Source organism: Erwinia sp. V71, from assembly GCF_965644245.1.
Classification (GTDB): Bacteria; Pseudomonadota; Gammaproteobacteria; order Enterobacterales; family Enterobacteriaceae; genus Erwinia.
Map to the genome: position 1 here is coordinate 1 of NZ_CBFFRK010000050.1, position 15300 is coordinate 15300.

13 protein-coding genes and 1 pseudogene are annotated in these 15300 nt (G+C 54.6%); 7 read left to right on the forward strand and 7 right to left on the reverse strand.

The features are described from left to right. Window positions 1-98 precede the first annotated feature (98 nt). Together ACSZO1_RS12105 and ttcA are read left to right on the forward strand one after the other, a co-directional pair. Window positions 99-914 (forward strand): annotated as a pseudogene (locus ACSZO1_RS12105) (tyrosine-type recombinase/integrase); the annotation flags it as partial. A gap of 47 nt (window positions 915-961) precedes the next feature. After that, entirely contained in the window at window positions 962-1900 is a 939-nt protein-coding gene (gene ttcA / locus ACSZO1_RS12110; RefSeq protein ID WP_437612848.1) for a tRNA 2-thiocytidine(32) synthetase TtcA, read from the forward strand. Window positions 1901-2034: 134 nt separating this feature from the next. Here ttcA and ACSZO1_RS12115 read toward each other — a convergent pair whose 3' ends face one another. Together ACSZO1_RS12115 and zntB are read right to left on the reverse strand one after the other, a co-directional pair. Beyond that, window positions 2035-2196, reverse strand: a complete 162-nt coding sequence (locus ACSZO1_RS12115; protein ID WP_437612850.1) for a hypothetical protein — start codon at window positions 2194-2196, stop codon at window positions 2035-2037. Window positions 2197-2457: 261 nt separating this feature from the next. Beyond that, entirely contained in the window at window positions 2458-3441 is a 984-nt protein-coding gene (gene zntB, locus ACSZO1_RS12120; protein ID WP_437612852.1) for a zinc transporter ZntB, read from the reverse strand. Window positions 3442-3791: 350 nt separating this feature from the next. Between zntB and bglF the strand changes: the two genes are divergently transcribed. Genes bglF through ACSZO1_RS12135 form a run of 3 tightly spaced genes read left to right on the forward strand, consistent with a single transcriptional unit; the run spans window position 3792 to window position 8141 of the window. Further along, window positions 3792-5681 carry a PTS beta-glucoside transporter subunit IIABC gene (gene bglF, locus ACSZO1_RS12125; protein WP_437612854.1) on the forward strand — a complete coding sequence of 630 codons (1890 nt, stop codon included), beginning with the start codon at window positions 3792-3794 and terminating at the stop codon, window positions 5679-5681. A 16-nt stretch (window positions 5682-5697) separates the two neighbouring features. Next, on the forward strand, window positions 5698-7092 hold the full coding sequence (locus ACSZO1_RS12130) for a glycoside hydrolase family 1 protein (RefSeq protein WP_437612856.1): 1395 nt from the start codon (window positions 5698-5700) through the stop codon (window positions 7090-7092). Window positions 7093-7151: 59 nt separating this feature from the next. After that, complete coding sequence (locus tag ACSZO1_RS12135) at window positions 7152-8141, forward strand: nucleoside hydrolase (RefSeq protein WP_437612858.1); 990 nt, start codon at window positions 7152-7154, stop codon at window positions 8139-8141. A gap of 45 nt (window positions 8142-8186) precedes the next feature. Here ACSZO1_RS12135 and licT read toward each other — a convergent pair whose 3' ends face one another. From licT to ACSZO1_RS12150, 3 genes are all read right to left on the reverse strand, one after another. Further along, window positions 8187-9050, reverse strand: coding sequence for a BglG family transcription antiterminator LicT (gene licT / locus ACSZO1_RS12140; protein ID WP_437612860.1), 864 nt, complete (start codon window positions 9048-9050; stop codon window positions 8187-8189). Between the two features lie 275 nt (window positions 9051-9325). Continuing rightward, window positions 9326-9481 (reverse strand): YHYH domain-containing protein, encoded by a 156-nt coding sequence (locus tag ACSZO1_RS12145; RefSeq protein ID WP_437612862.1) that lies wholly within the window; start codon window positions 9479-9481, stop codon window positions 9326-9328. Between the two features lie 66 nt (window positions 9482-9547). Next, window positions 9548-11167 carry a peptide ABC transporter substrate-binding protein gene (locus ACSZO1_RS12150; protein ID WP_437612864.1) on the reverse strand — a complete coding sequence of 540 codons (1620 nt, stop codon included), beginning with the start codon at window positions 11165-11167 and terminating at the stop codon, window positions 9548-9550. Window positions 11168-11292: 125 nt separating this feature from the next. On the opposite strand from ACSZO1_RS12150, the gene mpaA reads away from it, so the two are divergent. Beyond that, on the forward strand, window positions 11293-12000 hold the full coding sequence (gene mpaA, locus ACSZO1_RS12155) for a murein tripeptide amidase MpaA (protein WP_437612866.1): 708 nt from the start codon (window positions 11293-11295) through the stop codon (window positions 11998-12000). A 19-nt stretch (window positions 12001-12019) separates the two neighbouring features. Here mpaA and ycjG read toward each other — a convergent pair whose 3' ends face one another. Next, a complete protein-coding gene (gene ycjG / locus ACSZO1_RS12160) occupies window positions 12020-12997 on the reverse strand; it encodes an L-Ala-D/L-Glu epimerase (RefSeq protein ID WP_437612868.1) in 978 nt (325 codons plus the stop codon). A 197-nt stretch (window positions 12998-13194) separates the two neighbouring features. Here ycjG and tpx point away from each other — a divergent pair, with 197 nt between their 5' ends. Continuing rightward, a complete protein-coding gene (gene tpx / locus ACSZO1_RS12165) occupies window positions 13195-13698 on the forward strand; it encodes a thiol peroxidase (protein WP_437612870.1) in 504 nt (167 codons plus the stop codon). Between the two features lie 41 nt (window positions 13699-13739). Here tpx and tyrR read toward each other — a convergent pair whose 3' ends face one another. Continuing rightward, window positions 13740-15296, reverse strand: coding sequence for a transcriptional regulator TyrR (tyrR, locus tag ACSZO1_RS12170; RefSeq protein ID WP_437612871.1), 1557 nt, complete (start codon window positions 15294-15296; stop codon window positions 13740-13742). Window positions 15297-15300 lie beyond the last annotated feature (4 nt).

A 15300-nucleotide genomic window follows, 5' to 3' on the forward strand; every position in this document is an offset into this window, starting at 1 on the left:
GCAGGATAGCTTATCGGTAGCTAACCGTCCCTCCATCCACATGACCAAGCGTTGCACTTATTATCTGAATTCGCGTTGCACTTATTATCTGAATTCGCGAAACGCTTTATAGCAATGACAATCGGGGTAATAAAATAGGGAGAACAGTTCGAACAGTTGACAATTATATTTCTCTTTTAAACGCCCTGCTCCGCTTTGCTTATATTTCGGGATACATCAAAAACAAGCCATTCGAAGGAGTTAAAAAACTTCAGAAATCCAGAACGAAGCCTGACCCTTTAACGAAAGGTGAGTTTCTTCAGTTAATGGAGAATGAGCATGGACAAAGCAATAACATGTGGAAATTCGCAATTTACTCTGGCGTACGCCATGGTGAGCTGGCAGCGCTGGCGTGGGAGGATGTCGACCTGGAGAACGGCACAATTCATGTGCGCCGGAACCTGACAGCACTCAAGTTGTACGGACCGCCAAAAACCGCCGCTGGTGATCGCGTAATTAAATTGCTGCAGCCCGCGCTGGAGGCACTGAAAGCACAGCGCCAGCTGACGGGGCTTCAGCCGAAGACAACGATCACTTTCCACCACAGGGAGTATGGTTCGACAGAAAAGCAGAAAGTGCGCTTCGTTTTCATCCCCCGGGTGAAGAACGGCATGCAGAAACCGGGGTATTCGCTGTCGAGCATTGGAGCGCGCTGGAATGCTGCTATAAAACGTGCTGGTATTCGGCGGAGGAATCCGTACCATACGCGGCATACTTTTGCCTGCTGGCTTCTGTCAGCCGGTGCGAACCCGTCGTTTATAGCGAATCAGATGGGGCATGAGAACGCGCAAATGGTCTATGAGATCTACGCTACATGGATAGAAGAGATGAACGGCGAACAGGTTGATATGCTTAACAGCAGGCTGGCTATCTAAAAAATTTGCCCCTTATATGCCCCTTTTGGTTATCGAGACATAGAATAATGCAAGAAAATCAACAGAATACCAAGAAAGAACAATACAATCTCAATAAACTCCAGAAGCGCCTGCGCCGTAACGTGGGTGAAGCCATTGCCGATTTCAATATGATTGAGGACGGCGACCGCATTATGGTGTGTCTCTCCGGCGGCAAAGACAGCTATACCATGCTGGAAATACTGAGCAGCCTGCAGAAAATCGCGCCGGTCTCCTTCTCACTGGTGGCGGTGAATCTGGATCAGAAACAGCCAGGTTTCCCGGCGCATATCCTGCCGGAATATCTCGAATCCATTGGCGTTGAATACAAAATTGTCACCGAAGATACCTATTCGATCGTCAAAGAGAAGATCCCGGAGGGGAAAACCACCTGTTCGCTCTGCTCACGCCTGCGTCGCGGTATTCTCTATCGCACTGCCACTGAACTGGGTGCAACCAAAATTGCCCTGGGCCACCACCGCGATGACATTCTGCAGACTCTGTTCCTGAATATGTTCTACGGCGGCAAGATGAAAGGCATGCCACCGAAACTGATGAGCGACGACGGCAAGCATATTGTCATTCGTCCGCTGGCCTACTGCCGCGAGAAAGATATTGAGCGCTTTGCCATTGCACGCCAGTACCCGATTATCCCGTGCAACCTGTGCGGTTCTCAGCCGAACCTGCAGCGTCAGGTGGTAGGCGATATGCTGCGTGACTGGGATAAACGCTATCCGGGCCGGATTGAAACCATGTTCAGTGCGATGCAGAACGTGGTGCCTTCGCATCTGGCGGATACAGCGCTGTTTGATTTTAAAGGTATCCAGCACGGCTCTGAGGTGGTGGACGGCGGTGACCTGGCATTTGATCGTGAAACCCTGCCGGTGCAGCCTGCGGGCTGGCAGCCGGAAGATGATGAAGATGAGTCGTTCACGACTCAGCGACTGGATGTGTTAGAGATTAAGTAAAACGCTGGCACAACATAAAATCACACCTCGTCAGCATCTCTGCTCCTTGCTCTCCCTCCCTGCCCCTCCCCCATTTTATGGGGGAGGGAATCGTTTTGCTGATGCCATCAGGATCAGCATCCTTCACTTAACACTTAGACATGTGGCGGTGGATCGATAATCGGATGCGGGTCCGGTTCAGTCGGGGGCGGTTCCGGGATAGGCTGAGGCCGCGGAATGGGCTCAGGAATAGGCACCGGAGCGGTCGGTACAGGATCGGAAGCCCACGGTTGGGTAGTGGCATCGTCGTGATTCATGCTCTTCTCCTCTTGTTACCCTAAAGGGTAAGCTTAGGAGCCAGCGCCACGACAGGCAAAAAAAAGCCGGCATTAAGCCGGCGTCGTACGAATCAAATTGTGCTATGCAGTAATTCAAAAAAGGAAGTAAGACAATATGGAGCGCAACGCCCATCGCTTGACGTTGCATTCACCTGCGGAACTGAGTTTGCCGCGATAACGCATATCATTTATTGATATCGATCAGCTTTATTCCGCTTTTTACCCGCTTCTTCGGCAATTTCACAGCCATTTACGTCGTTTTAACCACCACGCAACCCCAACCACCAGCACCACTAACAACAGACAGAAAATACTGAAGCCGTAATGATACTCTCCGCCAGGGATACCACCGAGGTTGACGCCGAACAGCCCGGTAAGGAAGGTAGTGGGTAAAAATACCATCGCCAGCAGCGACATGGTGTAGGTCCGGCGGTTCATGGCATCGGCCAGCACAGAGGCGATTTCATCGGCCAGCACCGCTGTACGTGCCACGCAGGCATCTAAATCATCCAGCCCGCGCCCCAGCCGGTCAGAAATCTCCTGCATGCGCCGCCTGTCGTCGTCGTCCATCCAGCCCAGACGTTCGCTCGCCAGTTTGGCATACACATCGCGCTGCGGTGCCATATAACGACGCATCACAATAATCTGTTTACGCAGCAGCGCCAGCTCACCGCGTGCAGGAACCTGCTGATCGAGCAGCGCATCTTCCAGCTCAATAATTTTGTCATGCAGCTCCTCGATAAACTCACTGGCGTGATCGGTGAGCGCATCGCAGACATCCACCAGCCAGCTGCCACCATCCGCCGGGCCATTGCCATTCTGCAGATCGGTCAGCACTTCATCGATGGCGTAAACCTTACGGCGGCGGGTGGAAACAATCAGTTTATCGTTGATAAACACCCGAATCGCCACCAGCTGGTCGGGACGAGATTCGCTGTTCAGATTGACGCTGCGCAGCGTAATCATAAAGCCATCACCCAGCCGGCTGACACGTGGACGCATGCTGTCGCCACTGAGCGCGGCACGCACGGAATCGGGGATCAGCGGTGTCGAAGAAAGCCAGTCGGCGCTCTCGCGATGGGTATAATTGAGATGAAGCCAGCACGGGCGTTCACAGTTAATCACATCGCGATTATCAATCGGAATCAGGCCGCCCTTGCCATCCAGCTGACAGGAAATAATGGCATCGGAAACCTGCAGTGCTTTGCCTTCAATATGGTTCACAGCTCGCCTCAGTCTGAGCATAATCAATACGATACAGTCTAGCGTGCCGCCAGGCAGATGCAATCCATCACAACCGGCAAGCGGTAACAAAACCCTTCAGTTCACAGAGAAAAATCAGATCCCGGTCACGAATTACGATGATGGCGGATTAAATCACTTGCCTGTTGCCAGCCAGTGATGGAAAACTCAGGCCAGCTAAACAGGATTGCGACTGACTCTCAGGCAAAACCTAAACCGCTTGTTTCCGCCCATGCTGGCGCAGAGACAAACGGTTTAGGTTTTTTTTTGGCCTGAATTCAGCAACGCACATTTTAACATCAATACCTCTGGCGTGACCGGGAGCTAACAGCATGAAATACGGAGAATTATCCGAATCCATTCTGCAGGGAGTGGGCGGAAAGGAAAATATCAAATCGGTGATCCACTGCGCCACACGTCTGCGTTTTAAACTGCGCGATCACGGCAAAGCCGACACCGAAGGACTGAAAAATAATCCCGGTGTGATTATGGTCGTGGAGAGTGGCGGCCAGTATCAGGTGGTGATTGGCAACCATGTTTCTGAAGTGTATCAGGCGCTGGTCAGTCAGACCGGACTTGGTGAACACGCGGGCTCCGCAGAGAGCGACGATGGCAAAAAAGAGTCTTTGTTTGCCCGCTTTATCGATATTGTTTCCGGCATCTTTACGCCATTTATCGGCGTGATGGCGGCATCCGGTATTCTGAAAGGTTTACTGGCCGTCACTATCGCCACAGGCTGGCTGACAGACAGCAGCGGCACCTATAAAACCCTGTCAGCCGCAGGTGATGCCCTGTTCTACTTCTTACCGATTGCTCTGGGCTTCACTGCCGGTAAAAAATTCGGCGGCAATCCTTTCGTCTGTATGACGATTGGCGCCGCACTGGTACACCCGATTATGCTGGCGGCGTTCCAGGCGGAACAGTCCGGAACTCAGGCGCTGGATTTCTTTGGCATCCCGATGATCCTGATTAACTACAGCTCATCGGTTATTCCGATTATCTTTGCCAGCTGGCTGTCCTGCACCATCGAGCGTGCGGTACACACCCGTCTGCCTTCTGCGGTGCGTAACTTCACTACGCCATTAATCTGTCTGATTGTGGTGGTGCCGTTCACCTTCCTGTTGATCGGTCCGGTCGCGACCTGGGCCAGCCAGCTGCTGGCTGATGGTTACCTGTTTGTTTACCAACTGAACTCCACCATTGCCGGTGCGTTAGCCGGTGCGCTGTGGCAGGTGTGTGTGATCTTTGGTCTGCACTGGGGTCTGGTGCCGATTATGATCAACAACCTCAGTATGCTGGGCCAGGACACCCTGATGCCACTGCTGATGCCTGCGGTACTCGGTCAGACTGGTGCTACCCTCGGTGTGATGCTGCGTGCCCGTGATGCGAAAACCAAAGGCATCGCCGCCTCTGCATTCAGTGCCGGTTTGTTTGGTATCACTGAACCTGCGGTATACGGTATTACCCTGCCAAAACGCCGTCCGTTTATTTTCGGCTGCGTCGGTGGCGCGATGGGTGCCGCGATTCTGGGCTTCTTCCACACCACAATCTTCTCTTTTGGTCTGCCAAGCATCTTCACCTTTGCTCAGGTCGTGCCAAAAACCGGTTTTGATATCACCGTTGCCGCCGCCTTTGTGGGTGCCGCAGTTGCCTTCGGCTTCGCCGCCGTCGCTTCTTACTTCTTCACCCAGTTTGATGAACCTGCGGTTGCCGCACCGGCTGCCCCGGCAGCGCCAGTGGCCAACAGCAACCCGGATTTGCTGAGCAAAGTCACCATCAACAGCCCAATCCAGGGTGAGATGCTGCCACTGGATCAGGTTAACGATGAAACCTTCGCCAGCGGCCTGCTGGGTAAAGGTGTCGCCATTAAACCAGCTGTCGGTCGCGTGGTGTCGCCGGTGAACGGCAGCGTATCGTCACTGTTCCGCACCAAGCACGCCATTGGCCTGCAGGATGAGAACGGTGCAGAAGTGCTGATTCATGTCGGTATCGACACCGTAAAACTGGACGGCCAGCACTTTACCGCCCATGTGCAGCAGGACGACAACGTCAAAGTCGGCGATCTGCTGCTCGAGTTCGATATCCCGGCGATTCAGGCCGCAGGTTACGAGCTGACCACGCCAGTGATTATCAGCAACAGCGATGACTATATTGATGTGTTAGCGGCCAGCCAGCAAAACCAGGTCGGTGAAACCGCCCCGCTGCTGACCCTGATTAAATAAAGAAGGAGTATTATCCATGACCGCACGTTTTCCACATGATTTCCTTTGGGGCGGCGCCGTAGCCGCCAACCAGGTCGAAGGCGCCTGGCAGAAAGATGGCAAAGGGATCTCAACGTCCGATCTGCAACCACAGGGCATTTTTGGCGAACGCGTTGAACGCCAGTCCGGTGATTTTGGTATCAAAGACGTGGCGATTGATTTCTATCACCGCTACCCGGAAGACATTAAGTTATTCGCCGAAATGGGCTTTACCGTGCTGCGCACCTCGATTGCCTGGACACGTATTTTCCCGAACGGTGATGAGAGCCAGCCAAACGAAGCCGGTCTGGCGTTTTATGACCGTCTGTTCGATGAAATGGCGAAATATAACATCAAGCCATTAGTGACACTGTCACACTACGAGATGCCGTATGGCCTGATTAAAACCTATGGCGGCTGGGGCAGTCGCCAGACCATTGATTTCTTTGAGCGCTATGCCCGTACTGTGTTTGCCCGCTACAAAGATAAAGTGCAGCACTGGCTGACCTTTAACGAAATCAATATGTCACTGCACGCGCCGTTCACCGGCGTCGGCTTGCCGGAAGACAGCAACGAACAGGCGATTTATCAGGCGATCCATCATCAGCTGGTGGCCAGCGCCCGTGCGGTGAAAGCCTGCCACGAAATCTGCCCGGATGCGAAAATCGGTAATATGCTGCTGGGCGCGATGCTGTACCCACTCACCTGCCAGCCAGCCGATGTGATTGAAGCGATGCAGCAGAACCGCGAATGGCAGTTCTTTGGCGATGTGCAGGTGCGCGGCTACTACCCAAGCTATATGAACCGCTATTTCAAAGATCGCGGCATCACGCTGGAAGTCAGCGCACAGGATAAAGAAGACCTGAAGCACACCGTCGACTATATCTCTTTCAGCTACTATATGACCGGCTGTGTCACCACCAATGAAGAACTGAACCAGAAAGCGCGCGGTAACATCCTGAATATGGTGCCAAATCCGCATCTGGCGAGTTCTGAATGGGGCTGGCAGATCGACCCGGAAGGTCTGCGCTATATCCTCAATGTGCTGTACGACCGTTACCAGAAACCCCTGTTTATTGTGGAAAATGGTCTCGGGGCGCGTGACACCGTGGAAGCCGATGGCTCCATCAACGATGACTACCGTATCTCTTACCTCAACGACCATCTGGTGCAGGTGCGCGAAGCGATTGAGGACGGCGTGGAAGTCTGGGGTTACACCTGCTGGGGCCCTATCGACCTGGTGAGTGCATCGAAAGCGGAATTCTCCAAGCGTTATGGCTTTATCCACGTTGACCGCGATGACAGCGGTAACGGCACCCTGGCCCGTACCCGCAAGAAAAGCTTCTTCTGGTATCAGGATGTGATTAAAACCCAGGGTGAATCCCTGAAATAACCCTTACGGGCCAGCTCTGCTGGCCCTTCTTTTCTCTTCTGCCATCAGGTACTTCTGCAATGAAAACACTACTCTGCCTCGTCAGCACCCTGCTGATGCTGGCCAGCCCTGCGCTGCAGGCTACTCCGGGAAAACCGCTACCCTATACTCCAGATCCGGCGAAACAGCTGCGGGTAATGATCAGCAGCGATGCACGTAATGAAGCCGATGACGACTTTGCCGTCGCTCATGCGCTGTTGACCCCCACATTCGATGTACGTGGCCTGATCGCCAGCCACTACGCTATTACCGCGCCGATGATGGGCATTACCAAAGCCACCATGCCACAGAGCTATGATGAGCTGGTGCGCCTGAAAAAAGTGATGGGTGACAACCGTACGCCGGTCTTTAAAGGTGCCCAGAAGCCGCTGAGCGAGGGGGAACAGCCGTTAAGCGAAGGCGCGAAAGCGATTATTGCCGAAGCAAAACGTGATGATAAGCGTCCGCTGTTTGTCCTGGTGCTCGGCCCGGCTACCGATATCGCGCTGGCCTTGCAGGCGGAACCGGCCATCGCCAGCAAGCTGACGGTGATCTGGATTGGCGGCAATCCTTATCCGCAGGGTGGCTGGGAATATAATCTGTACAACGACCCTCAGGCGGGTAACGTGCTGTTCCAGTCAGCCGCACCGCTGTGGCAGGTGCCACACAACGTCTATATGTCAATGCGCGTTTCGCTGGCAGAACTGGCGGTGAAGGTGAAGCCACATGGCGAAACCGGACGCTATCTCTGGCAGCAGATGATCGACTTTAACCAGTTCGCCTCCGCCGCACTGAAAAACGTGCCGTGGCCGAAGAGTGAAGTCTGGGTGCTGGGCGATAACCCGTCAGTCGGTCTGCTGCTGGATGACCATCAGTATCACTATCAGGAAGTGGATGCGCCTGTGGTCAATAAAGATCTGACCTACGGTAAAGGGACGCAGACGCGGAAAGTGCGGGTGTATAACCAGATTGACCCGCATTTTGTACTGGAAGATTTCTTCGCCAAATTACAGCTGGCCTACGGCAAATAAACCAACGGGCGGCATCACTGCCGCCCGCTCACCACTTACGGCGTGTTACGCCTCATCATCGCTTTCATCCAGCGCCAGCGTCTCTTTGCGCACCCGTTCAATATGAATGGCCAGAAACATCCGCTCCTCGCTGCCGAGCGCATAAGCGTATTTGTTAATCACATGGAGATCGATCTTCTCCACGCACTGATAGGCCTCAGGATAGCGATTGCGCACCACGTCATGCAGTGACTCATCGTCACTGACCACGCCACGCTTGCCCAGCATGCGCTGAGCGAAAAACTTCAGATGGGTGACAAAGCGGTTGTAGCTCAGGGAATCCGGCTGATACACCAGCTGCAGCTGATATTTCACAATCTGCAGGATCTCCTGCATAAAGCGGGTGATATGCATCACTTCCGGCATTTCTCTGTTCAGCTGCGCATTGACGATATGCAGCGCGATAAAACCGGCTTCATCCTCCGGCAGCGTCACCTGCAGGCGTTTGGCGATAATCTCCAGCGCCTCCAGACCCAGTGCATATTCACGCGGATACAGGCTGCGGATCTCCCACTGCAACACATTACGCATGGGCAGATTCTGCCGCTGACGTTCGAGGGCAAAGTTAATATGATCGGTCAGCGCTATCGCCAGGCTCTCATGCAGCTCGGTGTTGAAGCGGCTTTTCACCCGCGAGATAATGCACTCGGTGGCGATCACCACTTCCAGCGGGATTTCGGACAGCAGCTCCGTTAATCTCGCCGTCAGTTCGTGACTTTTCAGCGCGAACACTTTCTCGACCTGCGCGGCATCAATCTCGTCACCCGAGCATTTTTTATAGGCGATGCCCCGCCCCATGACCACCTGTTCATGGCCCTGTGCGTCGTGCACCAGCACCACGTTATTGTTTAATATTTTCGCTATTTTCATTTCCCGGCCTGAAAATAAAAAAACCTGACGTGCCGAAGAGGGAGATCTCCGCCAGGTCAGGTTTTGCCTGCGTTATCATCGCAGTAACAATCCAGTCTCACCACCTTAATCTATTCTCTCGCCGTCTCAAGCGAAACGCGGCGGAAGTGTGACAGAACTCGCGAACTGTTTCGAAATGTAATCATCATGAGCCGATGTCTGTACAGCATTTACTCAAATTCGTTTTGATAAATCAGGGAATACAAGTCCCTTGCTGTAATAGCCCGATGGCCGGGCTATTGTTCAATATTATTTCTGTTATGGCAATGATAATCGCCGGTTTTATGATTGGTATGGCATCCTGAAGAATCAGTACCACCTGAATGAGCAAAACTTGGAGGAGCTACAGAAAATGCTAATAAAACCAGAAGCATTGATGCTATTTTTCTCATGATTATTCCTGTTATATGTAGTCGCCGCGCATGCGGCAACTACATATATAGCACAAGAGTAATACTTTAATGTTTCTCAATATACAGCTCACGGCTATAGGCGACATCTTCCGCATTGGTAATCGGATAACCTTTCACCCATGGCTTAATCAGGCGTCCATTGGTGTACTGATAAATCGGCGCAATCGGTGCCTGATCTGCCAGAATTTGCTCGGCCTGATTGTAGTCGTCATTACGGGCTTTCGGCCGCGTCTCGTTGCTGGCCATTTCCAGTATGCTGTCGTAGTTCGCATCCTTAAAGCGCGCAATATTGCCGTTGTGGCGTGAGGTCAGCAGGCTGAGGAAGGTAGAAGGCTCGTTATAATCCCCCACCCACGAGGCACGGATAACATCAAAGTTACCGCTGGTGCGGCTGTCGATATAGGTTTTCCACTCCTGGTTTTGCAGCTTAACATTCACCCCCAGGTTCTTTTTCCACATCGACGCCACCGCAATGGCGATCTTTTCATTGTTTTCCGACTTGTTATACAGCAGCGTCAGGCTTAACGGTTTGCCTGGCCCATAGCCCGCTGCAGCCAGCAACGCTTTCGCCTGCGCGTTCAGCTCCGCCTGTGAATGCTGCTGCAGGATACTGGCTTTTGGCTGGAAGCCTGCGGTGATGTCCGGGGTAAAGTGCCATGCCGGTTTTTCGCCCGTTCCCAGCACTTTTTCGGCAATGATGTGGCGGTCAATCGACCATGACAGCGCTTTACGCACCCGCACATCGGCTGTCGGCCCCTTTTCGGTATTAAAGGCGTAGTAATAGGTGCCCAGCTGATCCGGGGTATACACCTCATTGGGGATCTGCTGTTTCAGCATCTGATAGAGGTTTTTCGGGAAAGATTCGGTGATATCAATATCACCCGCACGATAGCGCTTGGTGGCACTCGACTCTTCACTGATCGGTAAGAAAGTAACTTTATCCAGCACCGAATGCGCGTTATCCCAGTACTGCGGATTGCGCGTCAGCACCAGCTTTTCATTCACCACGCGTTCCTGCAGCACATATGCACCATTACCCACCAGATTGCCCGGTTTGGTCCAGTTCGCACCCAGCTGTTCAATCACCCGCTGTGGCGTGGGATAAAAGGCAAAGCTGGCCGCAAGGCTGGGGAAATACGGCACCGGTTTGGTCAGCGTCACTTTCAGATGATAATTATCCAGCGCGGTTACACCCAGTTTGTCGGCTGGCAGTTCGCCTTTGGTAATCGCTGCCGCGTTTTCTATCCCGGCCAGTTCAGCAAACCAGGCGAAAGAGGCGGTATTTTGCGGATCAACCAGTCGCCGCCAGCTCCAGACAAAATCACTGGCGGTCACCGGATCGCCATTCGACCAGCGCGCATCTTTGCGCAGCGTGAAGATCCAGCTTTTATTGTCATTACTCTGCCAGCTGAGTGCCACGCCCGGCACGATATTGCCCTGCGCGTCCTGATTGGTCAGCCCTTCAAACAGATCGCGGATCACCGGAATTTCCGGCAACCCCACCGCCTTCACCGGGTCCAGCGACGCTGGCTCATCCTTAATATGACGAACAATCTCCTGTTTCTCCGCCAGCTGAGTACCGGCGGGAACAGTGGCGGCAAATGCCGCCGGACATGCGCTGGCAATCAGCAACGCCACGGGAATACAACGAAACCTGTTGATCATAACCCATCCTTAAGCTGGCAAGTTTGTCTGGCACTGTAACGCAAATTCTTGATCGGTAAATAGCTATTTTCCCTCGCGCCGTTTTACGGTAGCGTTAATGCGACCCTCTTCACAGGAGCGACAGCATGTCTCAACTTCACCCGCGCCTGCAGCGCGGCAAACTGGATATCGCATGGCAGCAGTATGGTGTTTCCGTGCTGGGCGCGCCGCTATTGTGGTTTCCCGCCCCGGCAGCCGACAGTGACAGCGGCCTGATCCTCGCGGGCACCCACGGCGATGAAACCGCCGCCGTGGTCACCCTCTCCTGCGCCATGCGCACGCTGCAGCAGCAGTATCGCCGCCACCATGTGGTGCTGGCCATGAACCCCGATGGCTGTCAGCTGGGCCTGCGCGCCAATGCCCGCGGTGTCGATCTGAATCGCAATTTCCCGGCGGCCAACTGGCAGGCCGGGGATACGGTGTATCGCTGGAATACGCAGGCGGATGAGCGTGACGTGCTGTTATCGACTGGCGACTCGCCCGCATCAGAACCGGAAACGCAGGCACTGTGCGATCTGATCCACCAGCTGCGACCAAAATGGGTGGTCAGTTTCCATGAACCGCTGGCCTGCATTGATGACTCGCAGCGCAGCGCGCTGGGGCACTGGCTGGCTGAGAACATGACACTGCCGCTGGTGACCAGTGTCGGTTATGCCACCCCCGGCTCTTTTGGCAGCTGGTGTGCTGATCTGGCTCTGCCCTGCATTACTGCCGAACTGCCACCGATTGCCGCCGATGCCGCTACCGAACAGTATCTGCAGGTGATGACAGAATTGCTGAGCTGGCAGCCGTAATCAGCGCTGACAGCCCAGGCTAGCGCACCTCAGCCAGCGTAATCTCACCGCTGCTGAACGCCAGACCGGGCTCGACGTCCACCGCCAGCCACGTAGGGCCATCAAGATCGACAAAACGCGCGCGCGGTGCCAGTGGCAGTGCCGCGCTGATGGCGCGCGAGGTGCAAAGCATACAACCCAGCATCACCGCCAGCCCTGCCGCTTCGGCGGCCTGTGCCAGCGCCAGCGCTTCCGTCAGGCCACCGGTTTTGTCCAGTTTGATATTCACCATCTCATAACGCTTACCCAGCGCCGCCAGGCTGTCGCGCGTATGGCAGCTTTCATCCGCGCAAACCGGCAATGGGTGGATAAAATTATCCAGTGCCGCGTCATCGCCAGCGGGAAGTGGCTGCTCCAGCATTGCCACGCCGAGATCCGCCAGCAGCTGGCAACGTGCCGCCAGCCCTTCGCTTTTCCATGACTCATTGGCATCCACGATCAGCTGCGCCTGTGGCGCGGCGGCGCGGATCGCCATCAGCCGCTCGGTAATCAGATGGTCGTCGAGTTTAATTTTCAGCAACTGTGCGCCATGCTGCCACAGCGCCAGCGCACTGCTGGCCATCGCTTCCGGGGTATCAATACTGACGGTCTGCGCCATGCGAATACGTGGTGGCATCGGTGTATCGGTCAGCTGCCACAGTGAACGTCCGCTGCGACGCGCCGCTAAATCCCACAGCGCGCAGTCAACGGCATTGCGTGCCGCTCCCGCAGGCAGCAGTTGCTGCAGCTGTTCACGCGTCAGTCCCTGCTCCAGCTCAGGCAGGATCGCGGCAATCTGCGCCAGCACTGAGGCCTCGCTTTCACCATAACGTGGATAAGGCGTGCACTCGCCAACGCCTTTGATCCCCTCCTCTTCCAGCTCGACCACCACCACGCCTGCTGAGGTACGCGTACCGCGCGCGATAACAAATGGCGTATGCAGCGGCCAGAGTTCCGGATACACTTTGACCGTTCTCATCGGCATTTCCTTTTGATTTCGTTTACTTAGTTGTAGCCCATCGTTTATCGCCCCGCTACGCCAGCGGCAGAAAATTAACCTTTTGCCTCACTCGCTGGCACAGGGTATAACATATGCTTATCTTAAATTTAGCTTCGTTTCTCCGGTCAGCTGTCTCTCACTGGCCAACGTCCTAAACACATGTAAAAGGAACCGCTATGTCTCAGACTGTTCATTTTCAGGGTAACCCGGTCGCCGTTGCTGGTCAGCTCCCTGTGCCAGGCCAGGCCGCCAAAGCCTTCTCGCTGGTCGCCAAAAACCTTGGCAATGTTGCTCTCTCCGAATACGCGGGTAAACGTAAGGTACTGAATATTTTCCCCAGCATTGATACCGGTGTCTGTGCCGCATCCGTGCGTAAATTTAACCAGCTGGCAGGCGAGCTGGATAACACAGTCGTGCTGTGCATCTCCGCGGACCTGCCGTTCGCTCAGTCACGTTTTTGCGGCACCGACGGTTTAACCAATGTTATTACGCTCTCTACCTTGCGCGGCAGCGAGTTCAAGCAGGATTATGGCGTGGAGATCACCGATGGCCCGTTGCAGGGACTGACGGCACGTGCGGTCGTGGTGCTGGATGAGAATGACAAGGTGCTGTACAGCCAGCTGGTGAATGAGATTACTACCGAGCCGGATTACGATGCAGCGCTGGCAGCGCTGAAATAATGAAACGGGCGAGGTAACCTCGCCCGTTTTTCATTCTGCCATCACTCTTTCTTCTGACTCAGACCATATTCACGTAACTTATTGGCAATCGCGGTATGGGAAACGCCAAGGCGTTTCGCCAGCTTGCGGGTGCTGGGATACGACAGGTAAAGGCGTGTCAGCACTGAGCGCTCAAAGCGACTGGTAATTTCATCCAGCGAGCCTTCCATCACTTCATCGCCCAGTGACATCTCCAGAGAAAATTCCGGCAACACAATATCCTGCGGACGCAGCTCATGGCCTTCCAGCTGTGTCAGCGCGCGGTACAGCGCGTTTTTCAGCTGACGCACATTACCCGGCCAGCTGTAGCGGGTCAGAAACGCATTCAGCTGCAGTGATAAGCGTGGACGCGACATCCCCTGTTCATCAGTAAAACGGGCAACAAACATTTCCGTCAGCGGCAGGATATCCTGCGGACGGTCGCGCAGCGGTGGCAGGTTGATGGTCAGCACGTTCAGGCGGTAGAACAGATCTTCACGGAACTCGCCGTGCTGCACCATTTCCGTCAGATTTTTCTGCGTGGCGCAAATCACCCGCACATCGACATGCACTTCATGCTCTTCGCCGACACGGCGGAAGGTGCCATCATTAAGGAAGCGCAGCAGTTTGGTCTGCATGCGTGGCGACATTTCACCGATTTCATCCAGCAGCACCGAGCCGCCATTCGCCTGTTCAAAGAAGCCTTTCTTACCTTCCAGCGCATTCGGATAAGCCCCGGCAGCATGACCAAACAGCTCGCTCTCCGCCACATCATCCGGCAGCGAGGCGCAGTTCAGCGCGAGGAACGGTTTTTTACCGCGCGTGCTGCGCAGGTGGCAGGCGCGCGCCAGCATATCCTTGCCAGTACCGGTTTCGCCGACAATCAGCAGCGGTGCATCGAGCATCGCCAGCTTGCGTGCCTGATCGAGCGTCTGGCGCATTTTCGGGTTAACCGCCACCAGATGGTCAAATTCACTCTCATCGTTGACCGTCAGATCCTGCAGCTGCTGCCCCATCCGCGCGGTGGATTTCAGCATAATCACCGCGCCCACCAGCGTGCCGGGAGCCTCACTCTCATCAGCCGTATGAATAGGACGCGCTTCCAGCAGGAAATCACGCCCTTTAATCACCACATGCTGGGTCTGCGCGTCCACGCTGTCGCCCTCCAGCCAGCGGGTGAAATTGAAGCCGCTGATTAAACTGCCTGCGGTGGTGTTACGGATTTTCTGCGGGTCAAGATCAAACAGTGTCTGCGCCGCCGGGTTTGCCAGGTCAACTTTGCTTTTTAAATCGATGGAAAATACCGGTTCCGGCAGCGCTACCAGTAACGCACTCAGTGCGCGGTGTTCCCGCTCGGAGGGCATAAAGTGCACGGTGCGCACATCCGTCACGCTGGGAATGCGGCGGATTTCCGCCATCAGATTGCTGAATTGCGCAAAATCGACAGCGGTGCAGTTGAGATAAATACGGCCGATAGCGGCGATTTCGATACCGCGCAGGTCAATACCGCGCGCCACCAGCAGATCCAGCAGCTCGCGCGTAAGACCCATTCGATCCTGACAAAATACTTCGAGACGCATGCAG